Origin of the sequence: Thiomonas intermedia (assembly GCF_002028405.1) — a bacterium.
GTDB classification, from domain to species: Bacteria; Pseudomonadota; Gammaproteobacteria; order Burkholderiales; family Burkholderiaceae_C; genus Thiomonas; species Thiomonas intermedia.
The window spans coordinates 791,100-812,980 of the sequence record NZ_CP020046.1 but is presented as its reverse complement, the minus strand read 5'-3'; the positions used below and the strand labels follow the sequence as shown (position 1 = coordinate 812,980).

Below are 21,881 nucleotides of genomic sequence, written 5' to 3'. Positions count from 1 at the left end.
TGCGCCCGCTCGGGATGACGCCTGACGTCGTCCCGCGCGGGCGCCTTTCATTGCCCTATGTCTTCGACGACTGCAGCGGTTTCTTTTGATCGAGTCTTCAAGCAATACGGCCCGAACCGGGCGGTAGATGGCGTCGCGCTCGATATCTCGGACGGCGAGTTCTTCGGCCTGCTCGGCCCCAATGGCGCAGGCAAGACCACGCTGATCAGCATGCTCGCCGGGCTCACCCGCCCGACGGCCGGCCATGTGCGGGTCGCGGGTCTTGACGTGCAGCGCGATGCGGCGGCGGCCCGCCGCTTGCTCGGCGTGGTGCCGCAGGAACTCGTGTTCGATCCGTTTTTCACGGTGCGCCAGGTGCTGCGCATCCAGTCGGGCTACTTTGGATTTCGCCGCAACGAGCCGTGGATCGACGAATTGCTGCACAACCTGGGCCTGACCGCACAGGCCGACAAGAACATGCGGGCGCTGTCGGGCGGCATGAAGCGGCGTGTCATGGTGGCGCAGGCACTGGTGCATCGGCCGCGGGTCATCGTGCTCGACGAGCCCACGGCGGGCGTGGACGTCGAGTTGCGGCAATCGCTGTGGGAATTCATCGCCCGGCTCAATGCCGAAGGTCATACCGTGCTGTTGACCACGCACTACCTCGAAGAGGCCGAGGCCCTTTGCAAACGCATCGCGGTGATCAAGGGCGGGCAAGTCGTGGCGCTCGATCGCACCGAAGCCTTGCTGCAGCGGTTTGCGTCCTCGGTGCTGTACTTCCGTCTGGTCAAGGGGCGGCTTCCCGAAGGCCTGGGCATGGAGCAGGGCGGACGCGTGGCGCTTGCGGTGCGTGGCGCGCAGGATGTGGAGCACAAACTGGCCGCGCTGCGCCAGGCGGACTGCGAAATCGACGATCTCGAACTGCGGCGTGCCGATCTGGAAGACGTGTTTCTCGAATTGATCGGAGCCGCGCGATGACAGGGTTGCACACGCTGCTGCAGAAGGAGCTGCAGCGATTTCTCAAAGTGGGCTTTCAGACCGTGGCGGCTCCCGTGGTCACGGCGCTGCTCTACCTGTTGATCTTCTCCCACGCCTTCACCGCGCACATGCAGGTGTTCGGCCATGTGCCGTACACCGCCTTTCTCATTCCCGGTCTGATGATGATGAGTGTGTTGCAGAACGCGTTCGCCAACACCTCGTCATCGCTCATCCAGTCCAAGATCACCGGCAATCTGGTCTTCGTGCTGCTGTCGCCGCTCAAACCCTGGGAGCTGTTCGTGGCCTATGTGGGCGCTTCGGTGCTGCGCGGGCTGATCGTGGGCGCAGGGGTGTTGCTGGTGACGGTGTGGTTCGTGCCGCTGACCTTTGTTCATCCGCTGTGGATTCTGGTCTTCGCCATCCTCGGCGCCAGCATGCTGGGCGCGCTGGGCCTGATCGCCGGCATCTGGGCGGAGAAGTTCGACCAGATGGCCGCCTTCCAGAACTTCATCATCACCCCGGCGACGTTTCTGTCGGGCGTGTTCTACTCGGTTCAGGGGCTGCCCGGCTTCTGGAAGGCCGCATCGCACCTCAATCCCTTCTTCTACCTGATCGACGGCTTTCGCTATGGATTCTTCGGGGCAGGCGATGTCTCGCCCTGGATCAGCCTGCTTGCCGCCATCCTCGGCAATCTGCTCTGCGGAGGCGTGGCGCTGTCCATGCTGATGCGAGGCACCAAGTTGCGCAACTGAGATGACTCGACTCCCACGCCCCCGGCGTCTGCTCCCTTCGCGCAAAGAGGGCGCTCGCCTGCGACTCGTCTGCCCGGACTGACCATGTCACTTCCCACACCCGAAGATCTTCACCGCTACATCACCGCCGGGCTGGCATGCAGCCATCTGCATGTCGAGGGCGACGGCCAGCATTTCTACGCCACCATCGTCAGCGCGTCCTTCGAAGGGCGCAGCCGGGTGCAGCGACATCAACTGGTCTACGGCGCACTCGGCGAGCGCATGCGCGCGGAAATTCACGCGCTGTCGATGAAGACGCTCACCCCGCAGGAATTCGCGGCATTGGCCAAGCCCTAAAATCGCCGGTTTTTCCGCACGCCAGTAGCGTGCTCGCCCGGCAGCGCCAGGCTGCGGGTACTAAGGTCGTCATGGACAAACTCAGAATCACCGGGCAGCGCACGCTGCAAGGCGTGGTGCAGGCCAGCGGGGCGAAGAACGCCGCGCTGCCGCTGATTGCCGCCGCGCTATTGACCGCCGAGACGGTGCACTTGAGCAACGCGCCACAGCTCATGGATGTGCGCACCCTGGCCAAACTGCTGCGCAGTCTGGGCGCCCAGGCCGAGCAGGACGGCGCGCAGCTCCAGCTCAACGCCTCGGGGGTGAATCACTACGAGGCGTCGTACGAACTGGTCAAGACCATGCGGGCCTCGGTGCTCGTGCTCGGGCCCCTGCTGGCGCGATTCGGGCAGGCGCGGGTGAGTCTGCCCGGAGGCTGCGCCATCGGCGCCCGCCCGGTGGACCAGCACATCAAGGGGCTGCAGGCGCTGGGCGCGGACATCGCCGTGGAACATGGCTATATCGTGGCCCGCGTGGCGACGCCTTCCGGCCGTTTGCGCGGCGCGCGCATCAGCACCGACATGGTCACCGTGACGGGCACCGAAAACCTGATGATGGCCGCCACGCTGGCCGAGGGCGAGACCCTGATCGACAACGCGGCGCGCGAGCCCGAGATCGTCGATCTCGCCCATCTGCTGCGTGCCATGGGCGCGCAGATCAGTGGCGACGGCACCTCGCAGATCCGCATTCAAGGTGTGAACGCCTTGCACGGGGCGTCGCACCGCATCATTCCCGACCGCATCGAAGTCGGCACTTTTCTGTGTGCTGCCTTGGCCGCACGGGGCGACGTGACGGTACAGGGTGCCGAGCCGGCGCACCAGGATGCCTTGCTCGACAAGCTGCGCGAAGCCGGCGCCCAGATCGACACCGGCGAGGGCTGGATCCGCCTGCGCGCCGATGCGCTGCCCGGGGGGCGTCCGCGCGCCGTCTCCGTGCGTACGACCGAATACCCCGGCTTTGCCACCGACATGCAGGCCCAGTTCATGGCGGTGAACTGCCTGGCGGACGGCGCCGCACGCATGACGGAAACCATTTTCGAGAATCGCTTCATGCATGTGCAGGAGCTCATGCGGCTGGGCGCGCAAATCGATATCGAAGGACACACCTGTGTCGTACACGGCGTGCCCAAGCTCTCCGGCGCTGCCGTCATGGCGACAGACCTTCGCGCGTCGGCCGGCCTGGTGGTGGCCGGCCTGGCGGCCGAAGGCGAGACCCTGATCGACCGCATCTATCACCTCGACCGCGGCTACGACGCCATGGAGGTCAAGCTGCGCGGCCTCGGCGCCCAGATCGACCGCATCAGCGGCCATTGAGAGAACCTCCATATGCTGACCCTCGCACTGTCCAAGGGACGAATCTTCGAAGACACGCTGCCCATGCTGGCGCGTGCGGGCATCACCGTGTCGGGCGATCCCGAGTCCACGCGCAAACTCATCCTTCCGACCAATCGCCCGGATGTGCGCGTGGTGCTGGTGCGGGCCAGCGACGTGCCCACCTATGTGCGCTACGGCGGCGCCGACATCGGCGTGGCCGGGCTCGATGTGTTGCGCGAATACTTCGCTGGCAGCGGCTCCGACGGCTTGTATCTGCCGGTCGATCTGGGCATTGCCCGCTGCCGCCTGAGCGTGGCGGTGCGGCATGATTTCGACTACGCCGGCCAGGTCAAACAGGGCGCGCGTCTGCGGGTGGCGACCAAATACCTGCACATGGCCCGCGAGCACTTCGCCACCAAGGGCGTGCACGTCGATCTGGTCAAGCTCTACGGCTCGATGGAACTGGCGCCGCTCACCGGGCTGGCCGATGCCATCGTCGACCTGGTGTCCACTGGCGGCACGCTCAAGGCCAATGGCCTGGTCGAGGTCGAGCACATCATGGACATCTCCGCGCGTCTCATCGTCAACCAGGCCGCGCTGAAAACCCGCACGGCTTTGCTCAAGCCCCTGATCGACCAACTGCGCGAGGCCGCGCAGACGCCGGAGGAGACCGCCGCATGAACATGCCGCTCAATGCCCTGCCGCTGCGCAGGCTCGACGCCACCGGCCCCGACTTCGAGGCGCAATATCGCGCCCTGTTTGCCCGCATGGCCGACGAGAACGCCGAGATCGATGCCCGTGCGGCCGACATCCTGCGCGACGTGCAGCAGCGCGGCGATGCCGCCGTGCTCGACTGCACGCGCAAGTTCGACCGCCTCGATGTGCCCGACATGGCCGCGCTCGAAATCAGCCAGGCCGAATTGCAGGCCGCGCTCGCCGCCATCACCCCAGAGCAGCGCAGCGCGCTCGAAGTTGCCGCCTCACGGGTGCGCCGCTACCACGAGCGCCAGTTGCAGCAAGTGGGCCAGAGCTGGGAGTACCGCGACGAAGACGGCACGCTGCTCGGACAGAAGGTCACGCCTCTTGACCGCGTGGGCATCTATGTGCCCGGCGGCAAGGCTGCCTATCCCTCCTCGGTGCTGATGAACGCCATTCCGGCGCATGTGGCGGGCGTGCAAGAGATCATCATGGTCGTGCCCACGCCCGGCGGCGAGCGCAATCCGCTGGTGCTGGCCGCGGCGGCCGTGGCCGGCGTGAGCCGGGCCTTCGCCATCGGCGGCGCGCAGGCCGTTGGGGCACTGGCCTACGGCACGGCCACGGTGCCCGCGGTGGACAAGATCGTCGGTCCCGGCAACGCCTATGTGGCCGCAGCCAAGCGCCGGGTGTTCGGCATCTGCGGCATCGACATGATCGCAGGCCCCTCCGAGATTCTGGTGCTGGCCGACGGCAGCACGTCGCCCGACTGGGTGGCGATGGATCTGTTCAGCCAGGCCGAGCACGACGAGCTGGCGCAGAGCATCCTGCTCTGTCCCGATCTGTCCTATATCGACGCCGTGGCCGAAGCGATACACCGGCTGCTGCCCGACATGCCACGCAAGGCCATCATCGCGGCCTCGCTGACTGGCCGTGGCGCGCTGGTGCAGGTGCGCGACATGGCGCAGGCCTGCGAACTGGCCAACCGCATCGCGCCGGAACACCTGGAAATTTCCGCCAAAGACCCGCACCAGTACGTGCCCGCGCTCAAGCATGCCGGCGCGCTGTTCCTCGGTGCGTACACCTCCGAATCGCTGGGCGACTACTGCGCCGGGCCCAACCATGTCTTGCCCACTTCGGGCACGGCCCGGTTTTCCTCGCCGCTGGGGGTGTACGACTTCATCAAACGCTCCAGCATCATCGAGGTCAGCGCCGAGGGCGCGCAGCAGCTCGGGCGCGTCGCCAGCGTGCTGGCCCACGGTGAGCGACTGACCGCGCACGCCCGCGCCGCCGAGATGCGGCTGCGCTGAAACGGAATCCCTATGAGCCGATTCTGGAGCGAAGTCGTTCACGGTCTGACCCCTTATGTGCCCGGCGAACAGCCTCGCATCGAAGGGCTGATCAAACTCAACACCAATGAATGCCCGTATCCGCCCAGCGACAAGGTGCTGCAGGCCATCGCGGCGCAGACCACGGGCGATTTGCGCCTCTATCCCGATCCGCAGGCCGCAGGGCTCAAGGCTGCGATCGCCCAGCACCACGGGCTGAGGCCCGAACAGGTCTTCGTCGGCAACGGATCGGACGAGGTGCTGGCCCATGCCTTCATGGCGCTGTTGCGGCACCCCGCGCCGCTGCTGCACCCCGACATTTCGTACAGCTTCTATCCCGTCTACGCCCGCCTGTATGGCATCGAGACCCGCGAGCTGGCGCTGCGCGCCGATTTCTCGATGGCGGTCGATGACTATCTGCAGGCCGGCCCGAACGGGGGCATCATCTTTCCCAATCCGAATGCCCCGACAGGCATGGCGCTGCCCCTGTCCGAAATCGAGCGCCTGCTGGCGGGCAATCGCGATTCTGTGGTGGTGGTCGACGAGGCCTATGTCGACTTCGGCGCGCAGACCGCTGCGACGCTGATCGATCGTCATCCGCAATTGCTGGTGATCCGTACGCTGTCCAAGGCCTGGGCGCTGGCCGGGTTGCGCGTGGGCTATGCGCTGGGCCACCCCGATCTGATCGATGCACTCGGCCGGGTGAAGGACAGCTTCAACTCCTATCCGCTCGACCGTCTGGCGCTCGCTGGCGCCACGGCCGCCATGACAGATGCCGCTTGGCTGGCACAGACCTGTGCGCGCATTCAGACCAGCCGCGAGACGTTGAGCGAAGGTCTGCGCGAGCGCGGTTTCGACGTGTTGCCCTCACAGGCGAATTTCGTGTTCGCGCGCCACCCTGCACACGAGGGCGCGCGGCTGGCGGCGCAGCTGCGCGAGCGCCGCATTCTCGTGCGTCAGTTCGCGCGCCCGCAGCGCATTGCCGACTTCCTGCGCATCACCATTGGCACCCCGCAGCAGTGCGAAGCCCTGTTGAACGCCTACGACACCATCGCGGAACAGACGCCTGCGTCGCGCTGACGTTACACGTTACGATTGCGCCTGTCGACTGCCGTTTCCACGCCACCTCCCCATGCGCACTGCCCAGGTTTCCCGCAACACCGCCGAAACGCAAATCACCGTGTCCATCAACCTCGATGGCACGGGCGTCTCCAAACTGTCCACGGGCGTTGGTTTCTTTGATCACATGCTCGACCAGATCGCCCGGCACGGGCTGGTCGACCTCGACATCCAGGCCAAGGGCGATCTGCATATCGACGCGCATCACACGGTGGAAGATGTCGGCATCACGCTGGGCCAGGCGCTGGCGCGTGCCATCGGTGACAAGAAAGGCATCCGCCGCTACGGCCATGCCTACGTGCCGCTCGATGAGGCGCTGAGCCGGGTGGTCATCGATTTTTCGGGCCGGCCTGGTCTGGAATGGCAGGTGCCGTTCACCCGCGCCATGATTGGCGAATTCGACGTCGATCTGGCCCACGAGTTCTTTCAGGGGCTGGTCAATCATGCCGCCATCACCGTGCATGTCGACAATCTGCGCGGCGACAACGCCCATCACCAGTGCGAAACTGTGTTCAAGGCCTTCGGGCGCGCCCTGCGTGCGGCCGCCGAACGCGACCCCCGCATGGGCGAAGTGATTCCCTCGACCAAAGGTTCGCTGTAAATTCACGTCACGGCCCGTCAAAGGCCGGCGCGTCTGCCCTCTGATCAATCGACCGTCTCCAATCCTGAATCGATGAAACGCGTTGCCGTTGTGGACTATGGCATGGGCAATCTGCGCTCGGTGTCGCAGGCTGTCGCACATGTGGCTGCCGGTACCCCTTTCGACGTGATCGTGACCTCCGATCCGGCCGAGGTGCGCGCCGCAGACCGCGTGGTGCTGCCAGGGCAGGGCGCCATGCCCGATTGCATGCGCGAACTGCGCGAATCGGGTCTGCAGGACGCGGTGCTGGAGGCCGCCGCCAGCAAGCCGCTGTTCGGCGTCTGCGTGGGCATGCAGATGTTGCTCGACCACAGCACCGAAGGTCACGTCGACGGACTCGGTCTCATTCCAGGCCAGGTGCAGCGCTTCGCGCTCGAAGGCCAATCCCAGCCCGATGGCAGCCGGTACAAGGTGCCGCATATGGGCTGGAACGCCGTCTGGCAGGGACGCGCTGCGCATGGCGCCGTGCACCCCCTCTGGGCGCGCATCCCCGATGGCGCGGCCTTTTATTTCGTGCACAGTTACTACGCCGCCCCGCAACACGGCGCCCACAGCGCGGGCGAAACCGACTATGGCGTGCGGTTCGCCAGCGCCGTGGCGCGGGACAATCTTTTCGCCACCCAGTTTCACCCCGAGAAAAGCGCGGAGGCTGGGCTGACGCTCTATCGCAATTTCCTGCACTGGTCGCCGTGAGCGTGCCCATGGACCTGGTGTTTCCCGTTTCGATCCCCGTGTTCTGACTTTCTTTCCTCTGCCCTGACATCATGCTGCTCATTCCGGCAATCGACCTCAAGGACGGCCAATGCGTTCGCCTCGAACAAGGTGAAATGCAAGGCGCCACGGTGTTCTCCAAAGATCCCGCCGCCATGGCCCGGCACTGGATCGATCAGGGCGCCCAGCGCCTGCATCTGGTGGATCTCAACGGGGCCTTCGCAGGCAAACCCCGCAACGCCGAAGCCATCTCGGCCATCCTCGACGAAGTGGGGGATGAAATTCCGGTGCAACTCGGTGGCGGCATTCGCGATCTCGACACCATCGAGGCCTACCTCGATCAGGGCCTGGGCTTTGTCATCATTGGCACGGCGGCCGTGAAGAACCCCGGCTTCCTGCGCGATGCCTGCAGCGCCTTTGGCGGACACATCATCGTCGGTCTCGATGCCCGCGACGGCAAGGTCGCCACCGATGGCTGGAGCAAGCTCACCGGCCACGAGGTGGCCGATCTGGCGCGCAAATTCCAGGACTACGGCGTCGAAGGCGTGATCTACACCGATATCGGCCGCGACGGCATGCTGACCGGCATCAATATCGAAGCGACGGTGCGTCTGGCGGAAGCCCTCGATGTGCCGGTCATCGCCTCGGGCGGTCTGTCGGGCATGGCCGACATCGAGAAACTCTGCGCCGTGGAGAGCAGCGGCGTGGAGGGGGTGATCTGCGGCAGGTCCATCTACACCGGCGCACTCGATTTCGCGGCCGCCCAGCGCTTCGTCACCAGCCGCTGAGCGTCCACGCCGCATCGCCCTCCATCCCCTCCATCGCACACCGCCCATGCTGTTCAAGCGCATCATTCCCTGCCTCGACGTGAACGGTGGCCGTGTGGTCAAGGGCGTCAACTTCGTCGGCCTGCGAGATGCCGGCGACCCGGTGGAAATCGCGGCCCGCTACAACGCCCAGGGCGCGGATGAACTCACCTTTCTCGACATCACCGCCACCAGCGACGCGCGCGACCTGCTGCTGCATCAGATCGAGGCCGTGGCGTCGCAGGTCTTCATTCCCCTGACGGTAGGTGGGGGCGTGCGCACCGTCGAAGACGTTCGGCGCCTGCTCAATGCCGGTGCCGACAAGGTCAGCTTCAACTCTGCTGCCGTGGCCAATCCTCAGGTGATCGCCGATGCCTCGGCCAAGTACGGCGCGCAGTGCATCGTCGTGGCCATTGACGCCAAGCGCCGTGCCGACGGCGAAGGCTGGGAGGTCTATACCCATGGCGGACGCAAGGCCACGGGGCTGGATGCGGTGGCATGGGCCGTGCGCATGACGAACGCCGGCGCCGGTGAAATCCTGCTCACCAGCATGGACCGCGACGGCACCAAGGTGGGTTTCGATCTGGCGCTCACCCGCGCTGTATCGGACGCGGTGAGCGTGCCCGTCATCGCCTCGGGCGGCGTCGGCAATCTCGATCATCTGGCCGCCGGCTTCCTGGAAGGCCACGCCGATGCCGTGCTGGCCGCCAGCATCTTTCACTATGGCGAGTACACCGTGGGGCAGGCCAAGCAACACCTAGCGTCTCGCGGCATCGCCATGCGGCCGGACTGGATCTCTTGAGGGCGTTGCGCGCCTTGCTCACTCGCAGGGCACGTGCCACGCCTTATCCGCGCACTAAACTCCAGCCCATGAACTGGCTCGATCAAGTCAAATGGGATGCTCGCGGACTCGTCCCGGCCATCGCCCAAGACGCGCAAACCGGACGCGTCCTCATGTTCGCCTGGATGAACCGCGAGGCGCTGGAGCAGACGCATCTGCGCGGCGAGGCGGTGTATTGGTCGCGTTCGAGACACAAGTTGTGGCACAAGGGCGAAGAGTCCGGCCATGTGCAGACCGTGCGTGACATCCGCCTCGATTGCGACGGCGATGTGGTGCTGCTGCAAGTCGAGCAGGCAGGCGGCATTGCCTGTCACACCGGGCGCGAATCCTGTTTTTTCAGCAGTCTTGAGCAGGATCACTGGGTCGAAGCCGATCCGGTGCTGAAAGATCCGGCACAGATCTATCACCAGGCGCACGCGCCTACGCCAAAAGGTTCGGCCGAGGCGGCGCACTCCGGTGCTGCGCTTGAGCACCTCTACGCCACCATCGTCAGCCGCAAGCATGCGGACCCGAGCCTGTCTTACGTGGCCCGCTTGTTTCACAAGGGCGAGGATGCGATCCTGAAAAAGATCGGCGAAGAAGCCACCGAACTCGTCATGGCCGCCAAGGACGGTGCCCCTGACAAGATTCTGTACGAGACGGCCGACCTGTGGTTTCACTGCCTGATCGCACTGGCCCAGCATGGACTGACGCCGCAGCAGGTTCTCGCCGAACTTGAACGTCGTGAAGGCCGTTCGGGTCTGGCTGAGTTTGCGGCTCGGCCCACGGGCGCCTGAGTTGCCGATCATGGAAGACCACCGTCCCATCATCGAGCCGTCCGGCTCGCAGGACATCGAAGGACTCAAGACCATCGCGTTCGTGGTCTATGTGCTGCAGGCGCTGAGTTTTTTCTGGGGCATCACCGCCATCGTCGGCGTGATCATCGACTACGTCAAACTGAACGATGCGCGGGGCACCTGGCTGGAAAATCACCTGCGCTGGCAGATCCGTACCTTTTGGTGGGGCCTGTTCTGGTCGGTGATCGGTTTCGGGCTGATCTGGGTGTTCGGCCTGGGCTTTGTGGTGCTGGGCATCGTTTACATCTGGACCATCTATCGCGTGGTCAAGGGCTGGCTCAAGCTCACTGAACGCAAGCAGGTCCATCCTTCCCTCTGATTCCATTCTTATTTGTCATGACGGATCCCGACTGCATTTTCTGCAAGATCGTCGCCGGCCAGGTGCCCGCGAAGATCCTCTATCAGGATGAGGATGTCCTTGCGTTTCACGACATTCATCCGGCGGCGCCGGTCCATTTCCTGATCATTCCCCGACTGCATCTATCGTCTTTGTTCGATGTGGGTACTGAGCACGGCGCCATACTCGGTAAAATGTTGCAGCTTGTACCCAGACTGGCGCGTGAGCAAGGTTGTGATGACGGGTTTCGCACCGTCATCAATACCGGCCAGAATGGCGGTCAGGAAGTGTTCCACCTGCACTTGCACGTCATGGGCGGTCCCCGTCCGTGGAAAAAACAGGCCCCTTAAATTTTGTGGTGAAGGAGTAGATCATGGGCTCATTTAGCATTTGGCACTGGCTGATCGTGCTGGTGATTGTGATGATGGTGTTTGGCACCAAGAAACTGAAGAACATGGGTTCCGACCTGGGTTCCGCAGTCAAGGGTTTCAAGGACGGCATGCGCGATGCGAGCGCCGACGACAAAACCGCGGAAGCCGACAAGCAACTGACGGCCGAGACCAGCGCGAAGAAGGAAGCCATCGACGTGCAGGCCAAAGAGAAGTCGTCTTCCTGAACGCCAGGCGACGTTGCGGGCCGGCAGCAATGCCGGTTTTTTGTTCCCGCCGTCGTTTGCCGATCGCCTCGGGTCGTCGCTTGCCTCTTTTGCCCTCTTTCTTTTTCTGATCGCCCATGTTTGATATCGGAATGTCCGAAATCGGCTTGATCGGCGTGGTCGCGCTCGTCGTGCTCGGGCCTGAAAAGCTACCGCGTGTGGCCCGAACGGCAGGCAATCTGCTGGGGCGCGCCCAACGTTACCTCGCCGACATCAAGGCCGAAGTCAATCGGCAGATGGATCTGGAAGAACTGCGCAATGTGAAGTCCTCGCTCGAAACGGCGGCGCAGGATATGAAAAAATCCGTCGCCGACAACGTCGCCGAAGTGCAGGGCAGCTTTGATGATGCCTGGAACGAGGCCACAGCAGGGCTGAGCGGCGAGGCCGAGCCGTCCATGGCGGACGGCTTCTCGTCCCCGACCCTGCCGAGCCCGGACTATCCGACCAAGAAGCGCAAGAAGCTCTCCGGCAATGCTGTTCCGCAGTGGTACAGACGCCAGGCCCGGGTACGCACTCAGGCGCTTTCAGGCGCCGCACGCATGGCGCGTTACCGCGTCAACCGCTGATGCCGCATGACGCGGCGTTCTTGCCCCTTGCTTCATCTCTTCTTTGCAAACGAGTGCATCGCCCGTGTCTGACCCCAAGAAAACTGTGACACCGGACAGCCCGGAGGCCGAGCAGCCGTTCATCTCCCACCTGATCGAATTGCGCAATCGCCTTATCCGGGCGATCGCGGCCATTGGCGTGGTGTTCATCGTGCTGTCGATCTATCCCGGTCCTTCAGGGCTGTTCGATCTGTTGTCCCACCCGCTCATCGCCCATCTGCCCAAGGGTTCGACGATGATCGCCATCGGCGTGATTTCTCCCTTCGTGGTGCCGATCAAGGTCACCTTGTTGGTGGCATTCATGATTGCCTTGCCCGCCGTGCTTTACCAGGTGTGGGCCTTCGTGGCGCCTGGTCTCTACACCCACGAAAAGCGTCTGGTCATGCCGCTGATCATCAGCAGCACCTTGTTGTTCTACATGGGCGTGGCGTTCTGCTATTTCTTTGTTTTCGGGCGCTTGTTCACCTTTATTCAGGGCTTTGCGCCCAAGGTCATCACCGCGGCTCCGGACATCGAGGCCTACCTGAGCTTCATGCTGACCATGTTCATGGCCTTCGGTACCGCATTCGAGGTGCCCGTGGTGTTGATGGTGCTGGTGCGCTTCGGGCTGGTGACGGTCGAGCAGCTCAAATCGTGGCGCAGCTACTTCATCGTGGTGGCGTTCATCGTGGCCGCCATCGTCACGCCGCCCGATGTGGTGTCGCAGACTTCGCTGGCCCTGTCGATGATTCTGCTGTTCGAGGTCGGCATTCTGGCGGCGAAGTATCTGGTGAAGTATTCGGCACCGCCCTCCGAAGACGAGAAGGACGCGCAGTCGCCCGCGTCTTGAGGCGGCCGCGCTCAGCGGAGGCGCCTCAGGGCAGCACGCCTTCGCTGTCCTCGGCCGGCTGGTTCTGGCTGGTGTTTTGCGGTCGGGTGCCGATGCGTACATTCAGCGTGGTCGCCTTGCCGTCGCGCAGCACTTGAATGGCCGCTTCGCTGCCCGGTTTGAGGGCGGCCACCGCGTTGAGCAGCTGGCCGGTATTGCCCACCAGCTTGCCATTCACGTCGAGCACCACATCGCCGGGCCGCACGCCAGCCGCATCGGCCGGCCCCTTGCGCAGCACGCCGACGATGACCACGCCCTCGGGGTGAGGAAGATTCAGGGCTCGGGCGAGATGGTCGGTCACGTCCTGCGGCTCGACACCGATCCATCCCCGCACCACCTGTCCGGTGCTGATGAGCTGTTGCATCACATTGCGTGCGGTGGACACGGGAACGGCAAAGCCGATGCCCAGCGAGCCTCCGCTGCGTGAGAAGATCGCCGTATTGACGCCGATGAGGTTGCCGTTGGCGTCCACCAGGGCTCCGCCGGAATTGCCGGGGTTGATGGCGGCGTCGGTCTGGATGAAGTTTTCGAACGTGTTGATGCCCAACTGCGTGCGGCCGAGCGCGCTGATGATGCCCTGGGTGACGGTCTGACCGACGCCGAAGGGGTAGCCGATGGCCAGCACCACATCGCCGACGTGAGCGTTGGTATCGTTGCCGAAGGTGATGACGGGCAGATCGGTGAGTTGGATGCGAAGCACCGCCAGATCCGTGTCCGGGTCCCGTCCGACCAGGGCCGCCTTGGCTTCGCGTCCATCAGCCAGGGTGACCTCGATCTGGTCTGCACCCTCGACGACGTGGTTGTTCGTCAGGATGTAGCCATCAGGGCTGACAATGACCCCCGAGCCCAGCCCCACGGTCGGTTGGCGTCCGCCCTGAAACTGGCGAAGCCAGGGGTCGCGGCCCGGCAGGCGTCGCGGCGTCTTGGAGGTCGTGATGGACACGACGGCCGGCATGGCTTTGAGGGCTGCGGCGCTATAGCTGCCCGGCGCGGGTTGGGTCGTGGGCGTGCCCGGCGCGTCTTGAATGGTGACCACGGTGGGCGTCTGTTTCAGCGCGGGCGCGGACGCACCGAAGCCTATCCATGCTGGCTTGAGTGTGGCGATGACGAACAGCGCGGCAAGCGCAACGGTCACAGTCTGGGAAAATAGCAGCCAAAGGCGTCGCATACAGAGGCATCGTGAATGATGTCTCTTCACATGGCGGCGGCCATTCACGCTTCAAGGCCACCATGCGCAGAGATCTATTGCAGGGCGAAATCGATACCTATCTCGATTGCGCGCGTTTTACCGATTATTGTCCAAACGGACTGCAGGTCGAGGGCCGCGAGGACGTCCAGCGTATTGTGACGGGCGTGACTGCGAGCCTGGCCTTGATCGAGCGGGCCATTGCGCTTCGTGCCGACGCGCTGCTCGTGCACCACGGCTACTTCTGGCGTGGCGAAGATCCGCGCGTCATCCGTCAGAAGCGCAAGCGATTGGGGCTCTTGCTGGCCGCCGATCTCAATCTGTTCGCCTATCACTTGCCGCTCGACGCGCACGCCGAAGTCGGCAACAACGTGATGCTGGCGCGGCGTCTGGGCTGGTCGGTGCAGGGGCGTTTCGGCAAGCAGCAGCTCGGCTGCCTGGGCCGCGCCCCGCAGGATTCGGTGGGCGCGTTGACCCAGGCCATCGCCCGCGACCTGGGGCGTGTGCCCCTGGTGGTCGGCGAGGCCGATGCGCCGGTGGGGCTGCTGGCCTGGTGCACCGGCGGTGCGCAGGACTGGATCGAAGACGCCTGGGCCGCTGGTGCGCGAACCTATGTCAGCGGAGAAATCTCCGAACCCACGGCCCATTTCGCGCGCGAGATGGGCATCACCTATCTGGCCTGCGGCCATCACGCCACCGAGCGCGACGGCATTCGCGCACTCGGCGAGCATCTGGCCGCCCACTATGGACTCGACCATGTCTTCCTCGACCTCGACAACCCCGCCTGAAGTCCGGCGCCCGATGGCGCTCACCATGGGCGACGCCTGCGGCATTGGCCCTGAAACCCTTGTGCGGGCATTCGCCCGGGGCGAAGCCGAGGGCTGCGTAGTCTATGGCGACGCCGCCTGGCTCGCACGCACCGCGCGCGCCATGTCGTTTTCACCGGACAGCAGTCGCCCCGTCATCGTGGCGCTCGACGATCTGGCGGAATGGGAGGCCGCACCGCGAGGCGCCATGCCCGTTCTGCCGGTCGTCCAGCTGCCGGAAGATCTTGTCATTGGCCAGGTGGATGCGCGTGCGGGTGCGGCCGCCTTCGCGTGCATCGACGCCGCAGCCCGCGATGCGCTGGCGGGACGCGTCGCCGCCGTGGTGACGGCGCCGATTCACAAGGCGGCGCTGCATGCGGCGGGGGTGGATTTTCCCGGGCATACCGAAATCCTGCAGCACATCGCGGACGGGGTGCCCGTGCGCATGATGCTGGCCAACGATCAGCTCAAAACCGTGCTGGTGACCGTGCACATGGCCCTCAGGCAGGCCATCGATGCGGTCACGACCGAGGCGGTGCTGCACACCCTGCGCATCGCCCATCAGGCGGCCCGCGCGTGGGGCGTGGAGCGGCCTCGCATCGCGGTGGCCGGGCTGAATCCGCATGCGGGCGAATCCGGGCTCTTCGGCGACGAAGAGGCGCGCGTCATTGCGCCTGCGATTGCCCAGGCGCGCAGCGAAGGCATCGAGGCCAGCGGACCTTACCCGCCCGATACGGTGTTCATGCGGGCGCGCCACGCGCCGCCCGAGCATCCCGGAGCTTTCGACATGGTCGTGGCGATGTATCACGACCAGGGCTTGATTCCGGTGAAGTATCTCGGCGTGGAGCAGGGGGTGAATGTGACGCTGGGTCTGCCCTTCGTGCGGACCAGCCCGGATCACGGCACGGCCTTCGACATCGCCGGCCGGGACCTTGCCGATCCCTCCAGCCTGATCGCGGCCATCCGCATGGCGCGCCAGCTCTCGGCGCGGCACGCGGTGGAGGGCGAACTACAGCCCCAGCCCGAGTAACAGGCTGCGCAGTTCGCGCAGCGCCAGATCGATGTTCGGATGCTCTGCCGCGAAGCGGGTGGCCAGGGTATGGGCCTGTTCGGCGAGATCGTCGTTCTGCGCGGGCTCGGTGTTGGTCTGCTGGCGTTCGAGCGCGGCCTGAATATCCTGTTCCAGGGTCTGCAGCAGACCCTTGAGTTCAGGATCGACGGTCGGCTGGGATTGCAGCACAGTGTGCAGGCGCTGCAGGGTGTCGCGGATTTGCGTGTCGGACATGGCTGTTGGGAGGGCGAGGGACGAAGGCATTGTGCCGAGCCGCGACGGGTGCGGCAAGCGTCGGCGTCAAATCATGGCCAGGGGCTGTTTGCCACGGGGCGGGTTGAAGAGGGCGTCGAGGTGCTGCAGGTCCGATGCGGAAAGCGGCAGTTGCGCCGCAGCCAGATTGTCCCGCAGATGCGCGCTGCGCACGGCCTTGGGGATGGCGATGACGTCCGGCTGACGCAGCACCCAGGCCAGCGCCACCTGGGCGGCACTGGCACCAAGGCTCTGGCCCATGGCCTGCAAGGCAGGATGCGCGCCGAGCGCGCCCTGGCCGATGGGGCTGTAGGCCATGAGCGGCAGCTGGTGGCGCTGCTGCCAGGGCAGCAGGTCGAACTCGATGCCGCGCGCCTCCAGGCTGTAATAGACCTGATTGCTTGCACATTCGGTGCCGCCCGGCAGCGCGAACAGCTCTTCCATATCGCTGACATCGAAATTGCTCACCCCCCAATGCCGGATCAGCCCGCGACGCTGGAGCTGGGCGAAGCCTTCAAGCGTGTCGGACAAGGCGAACGCGCCCCGCCAGTGCAGCAGATAGAGGTCGATCTGATCGACCTTGAGCCGCCGCAGGCTGCGCTCGCAGGCCTCGACCACGCCGCGCGTGCTGGCGTGGTGCGGATAGACCTTGCTGACAAGCGTGAGCGATTCGCGCCGCGCTTCGCCCGCGGAAAAAGCCTGCCTCAACGCCTCTCCCAGCATGCTCTCGGCGCCGCCTTCGCCATACATCTCGGCGGTGTCGATGAGACGGTATCCCAGGCGCAATGCCTCGCGAACAGCGAGCACTTCGGCGTCGCGCGCCTGCGCTCGTTCGCCCATGCGCCAGGTGCCCAGTCCGATGGCGGGGATGGCGGTGCCGTCGGGTAATCGTCGGTCGGGTAGGGTCATGGAAAGGCGGGGAAGATTCAGAAGAGGCGTCGCAACCAGCCGCTGTCCACCACAGCGATGAGAAGCACGGCGGCGATGAAGCCCACGACAAACGCCATCAGAGTCTGCAGCAGGGCGTTGGTGCGGCGCTGCTCCTGCAGCAGGTCGCGCAGTACCGGGTCGTCGCGCTTTTCCTGCGCGAGCAGGGCCTGGTGCAACAGGCGGGGTATTTCGGGGAGGTATTGCGCGTAGCGTGTCGATTCGTTTTTCAGCTTGTCGCGGAAGGCAGGCCAGCCGACCTGGCTTTTCATCCATTTTTCGAGAAAGGGCTGCGCCGTGGTCCACAGATCGAGCTCCGGATCGAGCTGGCGCCCGAGCCCTTCGACATTGAGCAAGGTCTTCTGCAGCAAGACAAGCTGGGGCTGGATCTCGACCTTGAAGCGGCGCGAGACCTGAAACAGCCGCAGCAGCACCTGCCCCAGCGAAATATCCTTGAGCGGCCGGGCAAACTGGGGCTCGCAGACGCTGCGTATGGCGGCTTCGAGTTCGTCGATGCGCGCGTCTGCCGGTACCCAGCCGGACTCCACATGAAGTTCGGCAACCCGCTTGTAATCGCGCCTGAAGAAAGCGATGAAGTTCTGGGCCAGATAGTCTTTGTCGAAGTCGGAAAGGGTGCCGACGATGCCGAAATCCAGCGCGATGTAGCGGCCGAAGGTCTCGGGCTGCAGGCTGACCATGATGTTGCCCGGGTGCATGTCGGCATGAAAGAAACCGTCGCGGAACACCTGGGTGAAAAAGATGTCCACGCCGGCCTTGGCCAATTGTTTGAAGTCCACGCCGGCCGCACGCAGCGCGTCGATGCGGCCGATGGGCACGCCCTCCATGCGCTGCATCACGATGACCTCGTTGCGGCACAGTTCCCAATGCATCTCCGGGATGAGGATGAGGTCGAGCGTGGCCATATTGCGACGCAGTTGCGCCCCGTTGGCGGCCTCGCGCACCAAGTCGAGCTCGTCGTGGAGGTATTTGTCGAATTCATTCACCACTTCGCGGGGCTTGAGGCGCCGACCTTCGCTCCACAACCGCTCCACCAGGGCCGCCATGGTGTGCATCAAGGCCAGGTCTTCCTCGATGACCTTGTGCATGCCCGGACGAAGCACCTTGACCGCCACCTCGGCACCGCCTTGCTGCATGGGCAGTGTTGCAAAGTGCACTTGGGCGATCGAGGCGCTGGCCACGGGACGACGTTCGAAGGTGGCGAACAGGCTTTCGAGGGGCCTGCCGAACGAGCGCTCGATGATGGCCACGGCGACTTCGGAGTCAAACGGTGGCACGTTGTCCTGAAGCTTGGCGAGTTCGTCGGCAATGTCCGGCGGCAACAAATCGCGGCGCGTGGAGAGCACCTGGCCGAACTTCACGAAGATCGGCCCCAGGCTTTCCAGCGCCAGGCGCAGGCGCACGCCGCGCGGCTGGGTCAGGGGTCTGCCCCAGGTCAACACGCGGCCAAGCCGTCGCAACCAGGGGTGTTGGAAGCTGGAGAGCGCCATCTCATCCAGGCCGTGGCGCAGGACGACGGAGCAGATTTTCAACAAGCGGAGCAGTCGGCGCATGGTTCGCTCAGGGTTCGCGTGTACCGCATTGTTGGCGCAGCAGGGCGAGGCGCTTTTCCAGCCGGGCGGCACGATCGCGCAGTTCGCGCACGGCTTCCTGCATCTGCGCCCACTCGCCGCGGCTGATCAGCGCGCGCGGCTCGGCGGCAAACCAGTCGCGCGCACGTTCATGCGCGTACGCCCAGGCTTGCTGGCCATGCGATACCGCCGCCTGCCCGGTCTGCACGAGCCGGTGCGCGGGAATGTCGCCCAGGATCTGCGCGAGATCGTCTTCCACGTCCCAGCGCACATGGGCCATCAGCCAGGACAGGGTTTGCGCAAGTTCCGCGTCGCCGCGTAGGCGCGCGCCACTCAGATTCAGGGGCGCGCGTCGAGCAAGGGCATCTCGTATGGCGTCTGGATCGACGGTGATGTGCAGACTCGCCTCGTCGGGTGACAGCGCCGCTTGCGATGCCGCCTGCAGCAATCCTGCGGCGTCGACTTCCCATGGCAGATCCACGCCAAGCGCACTGAACACCAGGGTCTTGCCGGCATGCCCGCCGAGCTTGCCCTGGGCTTGAGGATCGGCCGCGAGCAGATGATTGAGCGCGGGGAGGACGAGGTGCTGCAGTCTGCGTGCAAGCTGGGCTCGGTCGGGTATCAAGGTCTGGGCGTCGGATAGGCGCATGGGCGTGGCGGTTTGTTGCCTCATTCTAGGAGTCCGTTCCGTCCGAGGAGGTGCTGCCGCAGCGCGGCCATGCAAAACGCCGCAGCGCTTGCGCGACTGCGGCGTGTCGGAAGGGGCGTCCGGGCGTCAGTTCAACTGCTGGATGCCGGCAAGTTGCCAGCCGCTCGAACCGTTGCGTGGCTTGACCAGATTCCAGACTTCACGCACCGGACTGGCTCCACCCCAGGTCTCTTCGCGAACCAGGCCTGAGAACTCCACACTGGCGACGTACTCAGTCGGGGTTTCCTCCAACGCCAACAGTGAGGCTTCGAGCGTGACCACTTCGGTCTTGTTGGGGGTCATGCCGCGCTGCTGCACCTCGGCAGCCAGCGCCTCGTACATCTCCGGGGTGGTGAAGGTCTTCAGACTATTCAGATCAGCCGCGTCCCAGGCTTGCTGAAGCCGTGTGTAGTGCTGCTTGGCGCTGGACAGGAAACCTTCACGGTCGAAATCGGCGGGGATGGGTGATGGCCCCGCGGAGGCCGTTCCGGCAGCCTGGGGCGCCCACTGCGGCGGCATATGAGTTTCGACGCCCAAGGGCGCTTGCGCACAACCGGATGAAGGCGCGTTGGCGTACTGCAGGGGTTGTGTGGCTTTGCCGGCGCTCGATTTGCGGCGCAGCAGGTTGAAGATCCAGAAAGCCGCCACGGCGAGCAGGCCGATCATCAGCGCCGAACCCAGGAACGAGGCCAGTTCACCCCCGAAACCCAGGGCATGGAAGAGCGCAGCCAGGCCCAGGCCGGCCGCCAGACCGCCGAGGATGCCACCCCAGCGGCTCGGCTGCTTGGCAGGAGGTGTGGCCGCTGCCTGCTGACGAGCCGCAGCGGGAGCCGCCTGCTGGGGCGGTGCCGCTTCACGCTGCGTGACGGCATTGCTCTGCCGCCCCATGCTCTTGCCACCTCCCATGCGCTTGGCCTGAGCATCGACTGCGCCAAGAGCAAGAGTCAGCATCAGGCCCATGGCCAGAACACTGCGGAGCAAACCGGTCGTTTTCATGCGATTTCCTGAAAGTCGAAATGAGGTGACATTTTGTTACTGATCGGCGGGGAAAGTTCACTCGACGCGCAACGTATTGCGTCATCTCAAAATTTTTGGCCGATATGGAGGGCAACAACCCCCGCGGTAAGGTTGTGCCAATCGACATGCCCGAAACCTGCCTCGCGCATCATGCCTGCCAGCGTCTCCTGGTCTGGATGCATGCGGATGGATTCGGCAAGGTACTGGTAGCTCTGCGGGTCACCGGCCACCATCTTGCCCAGACGAGGCAAAACCTGAAAGGAGTAAAGATCGTAGGCACCGCGCAGGGGCTCCCAGGGCCTGGAAAACTCCAGCACGAGCAGCTTGCCGCCGGGCTTGAGCACGCGCTGCATTTCACGCAAAGCCTTGTCTTTGTGGGTCATGTTGCGCAGGCCGAAGGCCACGCTCACCAGATCGAATTCAGCATCCGCAAACGGCAGTTGCTCGGCATCGCACAGGACCGTGGGGACGAGAACGCCCGAATCGATGAGCCGGTCGCGTCCGGCCTTGAGCATGGAGCCGTTGATATCGCTCATCACCACCTGGCCCGTGGGGCCCACTTTGCGGGCGAATGCGCGCGACAAGTCGCCGGTGCCCGCGGCGACATCCAGCACACGATGCCCCGCACGCACACCGGAAACGGCCATGGTGAAAGCCTTCCAGACGCGGTGCAGCCCCATGCTCATCAGATCGTTCATCACGTCGTAGCGTGATGCGACCGAATCGAACACGCCACGCACGCGCGCAGCCTTGTCGCTCTCGGCGACCTGCTCGTAGCCGAAATGCGTGGTGGAGGTTTGGTGAGAATCGGTCATGGGAAAACTCAATGGGATGCGCAATGGTGCGTTTGGGATGAAACGCTGGGCTGCGGCGTGTCGCGATCGGCACCCGCCTTTTCAAGACGGACGAGGTAGTCCGCCCATAGCGTCTCTTGATTGATGCCCAGGAAGTGAAGGTATTCCCAGGTGAAGATGCCGGTGTCGTGTCCGTCGGAAAAGTGCGGCTGGATGGCATAGTTGCCGACCTGGGCCACACTGTCGATCACGACCTGCCGCTTGCCGGTCTGCAGAGTCTCCTGTCCTGGGCCATGCCCACGAACCTCTGCCGAGGGCGAGTACACCCGCATCAACTCGTACGGCAGGCGGTATTGCATTCCGTCGGCATAGGTGAGTTCGAGCACGCGCGACAGTTTGTGCAAAACAATGGCCTGTGGCCAGTCATTGCGGGGGGTAGGGGAGGACATTCGCTTAGCCTGGTAGGAATCAGACTTATTGTCTCTCAGTTGCATCGCAACATCTTCGATGTGCGCCGCCATGCCACGGCCGTGCCCGAAAGTCGTGGGGCAAAAAAAACCCAGGTCGGTGAGGACCTGGGTGAATTGCACACTCCCTGAAAGAGCCAGTAAAGGCTCAGACACTATTTGATACAAATTGAGACGATTTGTCCAGATCATTTTTTATCCGACTTGTCCGCACAGGAATTCGGGCCCAAGCCGCGACCGGTGGTGAGGTAGTTGCCGGTGCGGAGGG

General features: G+C 64.5%; 27 protein-coding genes. 19 read left to right on the top strand and 8 right to left on the bottom strand.

All coding sequences use genetic code 11. The features are described 5' to 3' along the window. Window positions 1-57: 57 nt before the first annotated feature. From BVH73_RS03760 to tatC, 17 genes are all read left to right on the top strand, one after another. Window positions 58-957, top strand: coding sequence for an ABC transporter ATP-binding protein (locus BVH73_RS03760; RefSeq protein ID WP_079416209.1), 900 nt, complete (start codon window positions 58-60; stop codon window positions 955-957). Beyond that, window positions 954-1,709: an ABC transporter permease gene (locus BVH73_RS03755; RefSeq protein ID WP_079416207.1), complete on the top strand. Its 756-nt coding sequence runs from the start codon at window positions 954-956 to the stop codon at window positions 1,707-1,709. Before BVH73_RS03760 ends, BVH73_RS03755 begins: the two co-directional genes overlap by 4 nt. An 84-nt stretch (window positions 1,710-1,793) precedes the next feature. Continuing rightward, complete coding sequence (locus BVH73_RS03750; RefSeq protein ID WP_079416204.1) at window positions 1,794-2,045, top strand: BolA family protein; 252 nt, start codon at window positions 1,794-1,796, stop codon at window positions 2,043-2,045. 71 nt (window positions 2,046-2,116) lie between these two features. Continuing rightward, window positions 2,117-3,397: a UDP-N-acetylglucosamine 1-carboxyvinyltransferase gene (murA, locus tag BVH73_RS03745; RefSeq protein ID WP_079416202.1), complete on the top strand. Its 1,281-nt coding sequence runs from the start codon at window positions 2,117-2,119 to the stop codon at window positions 3,395-3,397. 12 nt (window positions 3,398-3,409) lie between these two features. Continuing rightward, on the top strand, window positions 3,410-4,078 hold the full coding sequence (gene hisG / locus BVH73_RS03740; RefSeq protein WP_079416200.1) for an ATP phosphoribosyltransferase: 669 nt from the start codon (window positions 3,410-3,412) through the stop codon (window positions 4,076-4,078). Window positions 4,079-4,080: 2 nt separating this feature from the next. Further along, window positions 4,081-5,400 carry a histidinol dehydrogenase gene (gene hisD, locus BVH73_RS03735; RefSeq protein WP_425444136.1) on the top strand — a complete coding sequence of 440 codons (1,320 nt, stop codon included), beginning with the start codon at window positions 4,081-4,083 and terminating at the stop codon, window positions 5,398-5,400. Between the two features lie 12 nt (window positions 5,401-5,412). After that, on the top strand, window positions 5,413-6,498 hold the full coding sequence (gene hisC, locus BVH73_RS03730) for a histidinol-phosphate transaminase (protein ID WP_079416196.1): 1,086 nt from the start codon (window positions 5,413-5,415) through the stop codon (window positions 6,496-6,498). A gap of 52 nt (window positions 6,499-6,550) precedes the next feature. Continuing rightward, window positions 6,551-7,138 carry an imidazoleglycerol-phosphate dehydratase HisB gene (hisB, locus tag BVH73_RS03725; protein WP_079416194.1) on the top strand — a complete coding sequence of 196 codons (588 nt, stop codon included), beginning with the start codon at window positions 6,551-6,553 and terminating at the stop codon, window positions 7,136-7,138. 72 nt (window positions 7,139-7,210) lie between these two features. Beyond that, window positions 7,211-7,870, top strand: a complete 660-nt coding sequence (gene hisH / locus BVH73_RS03720) for an imidazole glycerol phosphate synthase subunit HisH (RefSeq protein ID WP_079416192.1) — start codon at window positions 7,211-7,213, stop codon at window positions 7,868-7,870. A gap of 71 nt (window positions 7,871-7,941) precedes the next feature. Beyond that, window positions 7,942-8,676 carry a 1-(5-phosphoribosyl)-5-[(5-phosphoribosylamino)methylideneamino]imidazole-4-carboxamide isomerase gene (gene hisA / locus BVH73_RS03715; RefSeq protein WP_079416190.1) on the top strand — a complete coding sequence of 245 codons (735 nt, stop codon included), beginning with the start codon at window positions 7,942-7,944 and terminating at the stop codon, window positions 8,674-8,676. 46 nt (window positions 8,677-8,722) lie between these two features. Continuing rightward, window positions 8,723-9,496 carry an imidazole glycerol phosphate synthase subunit HisF gene (hisF, locus tag BVH73_RS03710; protein ID WP_079416188.1) on the top strand — a complete coding sequence of 258 codons (774 nt, stop codon included), beginning with the start codon at window positions 8,723-8,725 and terminating at the stop codon, window positions 9,494-9,496. Window positions 9,497-9,564: 68 nt separating this feature from the next. Next, a complete protein-coding gene (gene hisIE / locus BVH73_RS03705; RefSeq protein WP_079416186.1) occupies window positions 9,565-10,311 on the top strand; it encodes a bifunctional phosphoribosyl-AMP cyclohydrolase/phosphoribosyl-ATP diphosphatase HisIE in 747 nt (248 codons plus the stop codon). A gap of 10 nt (window positions 10,312-10,321) precedes the next feature. Next, a complete protein-coding gene (locus BVH73_RS03700) occupies window positions 10,322-10,690 on the top strand; it encodes a DUF4870 family protein (RefSeq protein ID WP_079420307.1) in 369 nt (122 codons plus the stop codon). Window positions 10,691-10,707: 17 nt separating this feature from the next. After that, window positions 10,708-11,058, top strand: a complete 351-nt coding sequence (locus tag BVH73_RS03695) for a histidine triad nucleotide-binding protein (protein WP_079416184.1) — start codon at window positions 10,708-10,710, stop codon at window positions 11,056-11,058. A 23-nt stretch (window positions 11,059-11,081) separates the two neighbouring features. Beyond that, window positions 11,082-11,324, top strand: a complete 243-nt coding sequence (gene tatA, locus BVH73_RS03690; RefSeq protein ID WP_079416182.1) for a Sec-independent protein translocase subunit TatA — start codon at window positions 11,082-11,084, stop codon at window positions 11,322-11,324. 116 nt (window positions 11,325-11,440) lie between these two features. Further along, on the top strand, window positions 11,441-11,929 hold the full coding sequence (gene tatB / locus BVH73_RS03685; RefSeq protein ID WP_079416180.1) for a Sec-independent protein translocase protein TatB: 489 nt from the start codon (window positions 11,441-11,443) through the stop codon (window positions 11,927-11,929). 64 nt (window positions 11,930-11,993) lie between these two features. Next, window positions 11,994-12,797, top strand: coding sequence for a twin-arginine translocase subunit TatC (tatC, locus tag BVH73_RS03680; RefSeq protein WP_079416178.1), 804 nt, complete (start codon window positions 11,994-11,996; stop codon window positions 12,795-12,797). Between the two features lie 25 nt (window positions 12,798-12,822). On the opposite strand, the gene BVH73_RS03675 is transcribed toward tatC, so the two are convergent. Beyond that, window positions 12,823-14,004 (bottom strand): S1C family serine protease, encoded by a 1,182-nt coding sequence (locus tag BVH73_RS03675; RefSeq protein WP_079416176.1) that lies wholly within the window; start codon window positions 14,002-14,004, stop codon window positions 12,823-12,825. A gap of 62 nt (window positions 14,005-14,066) precedes the next feature. Here BVH73_RS03675 and BVH73_RS03670 point away from each other — a divergent pair, with 62 nt between their 5' ends. Both BVH73_RS03670 and pdxA read left to right on the top strand, forming a co-directional pair. Further along, a complete protein-coding gene (locus tag BVH73_RS03670; protein WP_079416174.1) occupies window positions 14,067-14,810 on the top strand; it encodes a Nif3-like dinuclear metal center hexameric protein in 744 nt (247 codons plus the stop codon). After that, complete coding sequence (gene pdxA, locus BVH73_RS03665; RefSeq protein ID WP_245800401.1) at window positions 14,779-15,858, top strand: 4-hydroxythreonine-4-phosphate dehydrogenase PdxA; 1,080 nt, start codon at window positions 14,779-14,781, stop codon at window positions 15,856-15,858. Before BVH73_RS03670 ends, pdxA begins: the two co-directional genes overlap by 32 nt. On the opposite strand, the gene BVH73_RS03660 is transcribed toward pdxA, so the two are convergent. The 7 genes from BVH73_RS03660 to BVH73_RS03630 form a co-directional block, all read right to left on the bottom strand. Next, window positions 15,838-16,113, bottom strand: a complete 276-nt coding sequence (locus tag BVH73_RS03660; RefSeq protein ID WP_079416172.1) for a DUF4404 family protein — start codon at window positions 16,111-16,113, stop codon at window positions 15,838-15,840. The genes pdxA and BVH73_RS03660 overlap by 21 nt on opposite strands. A gap of 66 nt (window positions 16,114-16,179) precedes the next feature. Further along, on the bottom strand, window positions 16,180-17,040 hold the full coding sequence (locus BVH73_RS03655) for an aldo/keto reductase (RefSeq protein WP_079416170.1): 861 nt from the start codon (window positions 17,038-17,040) through the stop codon (window positions 16,180-16,182). 17 nt (window positions 17,041-17,057) lie between these two features. After that, on the bottom strand, window positions 17,058-18,629 hold the full coding sequence (gene ubiB, locus BVH73_RS03650; protein WP_079416168.1) for a ubiquinone biosynthesis regulatory protein kinase UbiB: 1,572 nt from the start codon (window positions 18,627-18,629) through the stop codon (window positions 17,058-17,060). A 7-nt stretch (window positions 18,630-18,636) separates the two neighbouring features. Further along, window positions 18,637-19,320 (bottom strand): ubiquinone biosynthesis accessory factor UbiJ, encoded by a 684-nt coding sequence (locus tag BVH73_RS03645; RefSeq protein ID WP_245800400.1) that lies wholly within the window; start codon window positions 19,318-19,320, stop codon window positions 18,637-18,639. A gap of 102 nt (window positions 19,321-19,422) precedes the next feature. After that, complete coding sequence (locus BVH73_RS03640; protein ID WP_079416164.1) at window positions 19,423-20,331, bottom strand: Tim44 domain-containing protein; 909 nt, start codon at window positions 20,329-20,331, stop codon at window positions 19,423-19,425. A gap of 86 nt (window positions 20,332-20,417) precedes the next feature. Beyond that, window positions 20,418-21,167, bottom strand: coding sequence for a bifunctional demethylmenaquinone methyltransferase/2-methoxy-6-polyprenyl-1,4-benzoquinol methylase UbiE (ubiE, locus tag BVH73_RS03635; RefSeq protein ID WP_079416162.1), 750 nt, complete (start codon window positions 21,165-21,167; stop codon window positions 20,418-20,420). An 8-nt stretch (window positions 21,168-21,175) separates the two neighbouring features. Further along, a complete protein-coding gene (locus tag BVH73_RS03630; RefSeq protein ID WP_079416160.1) occupies window positions 21,176-21,595 on the bottom strand; it encodes a gamma-butyrobetaine hydroxylase family protein in 420 nt (139 codons plus the stop codon). Window positions 21,596-21,881 lie beyond the last annotated feature (286 nt).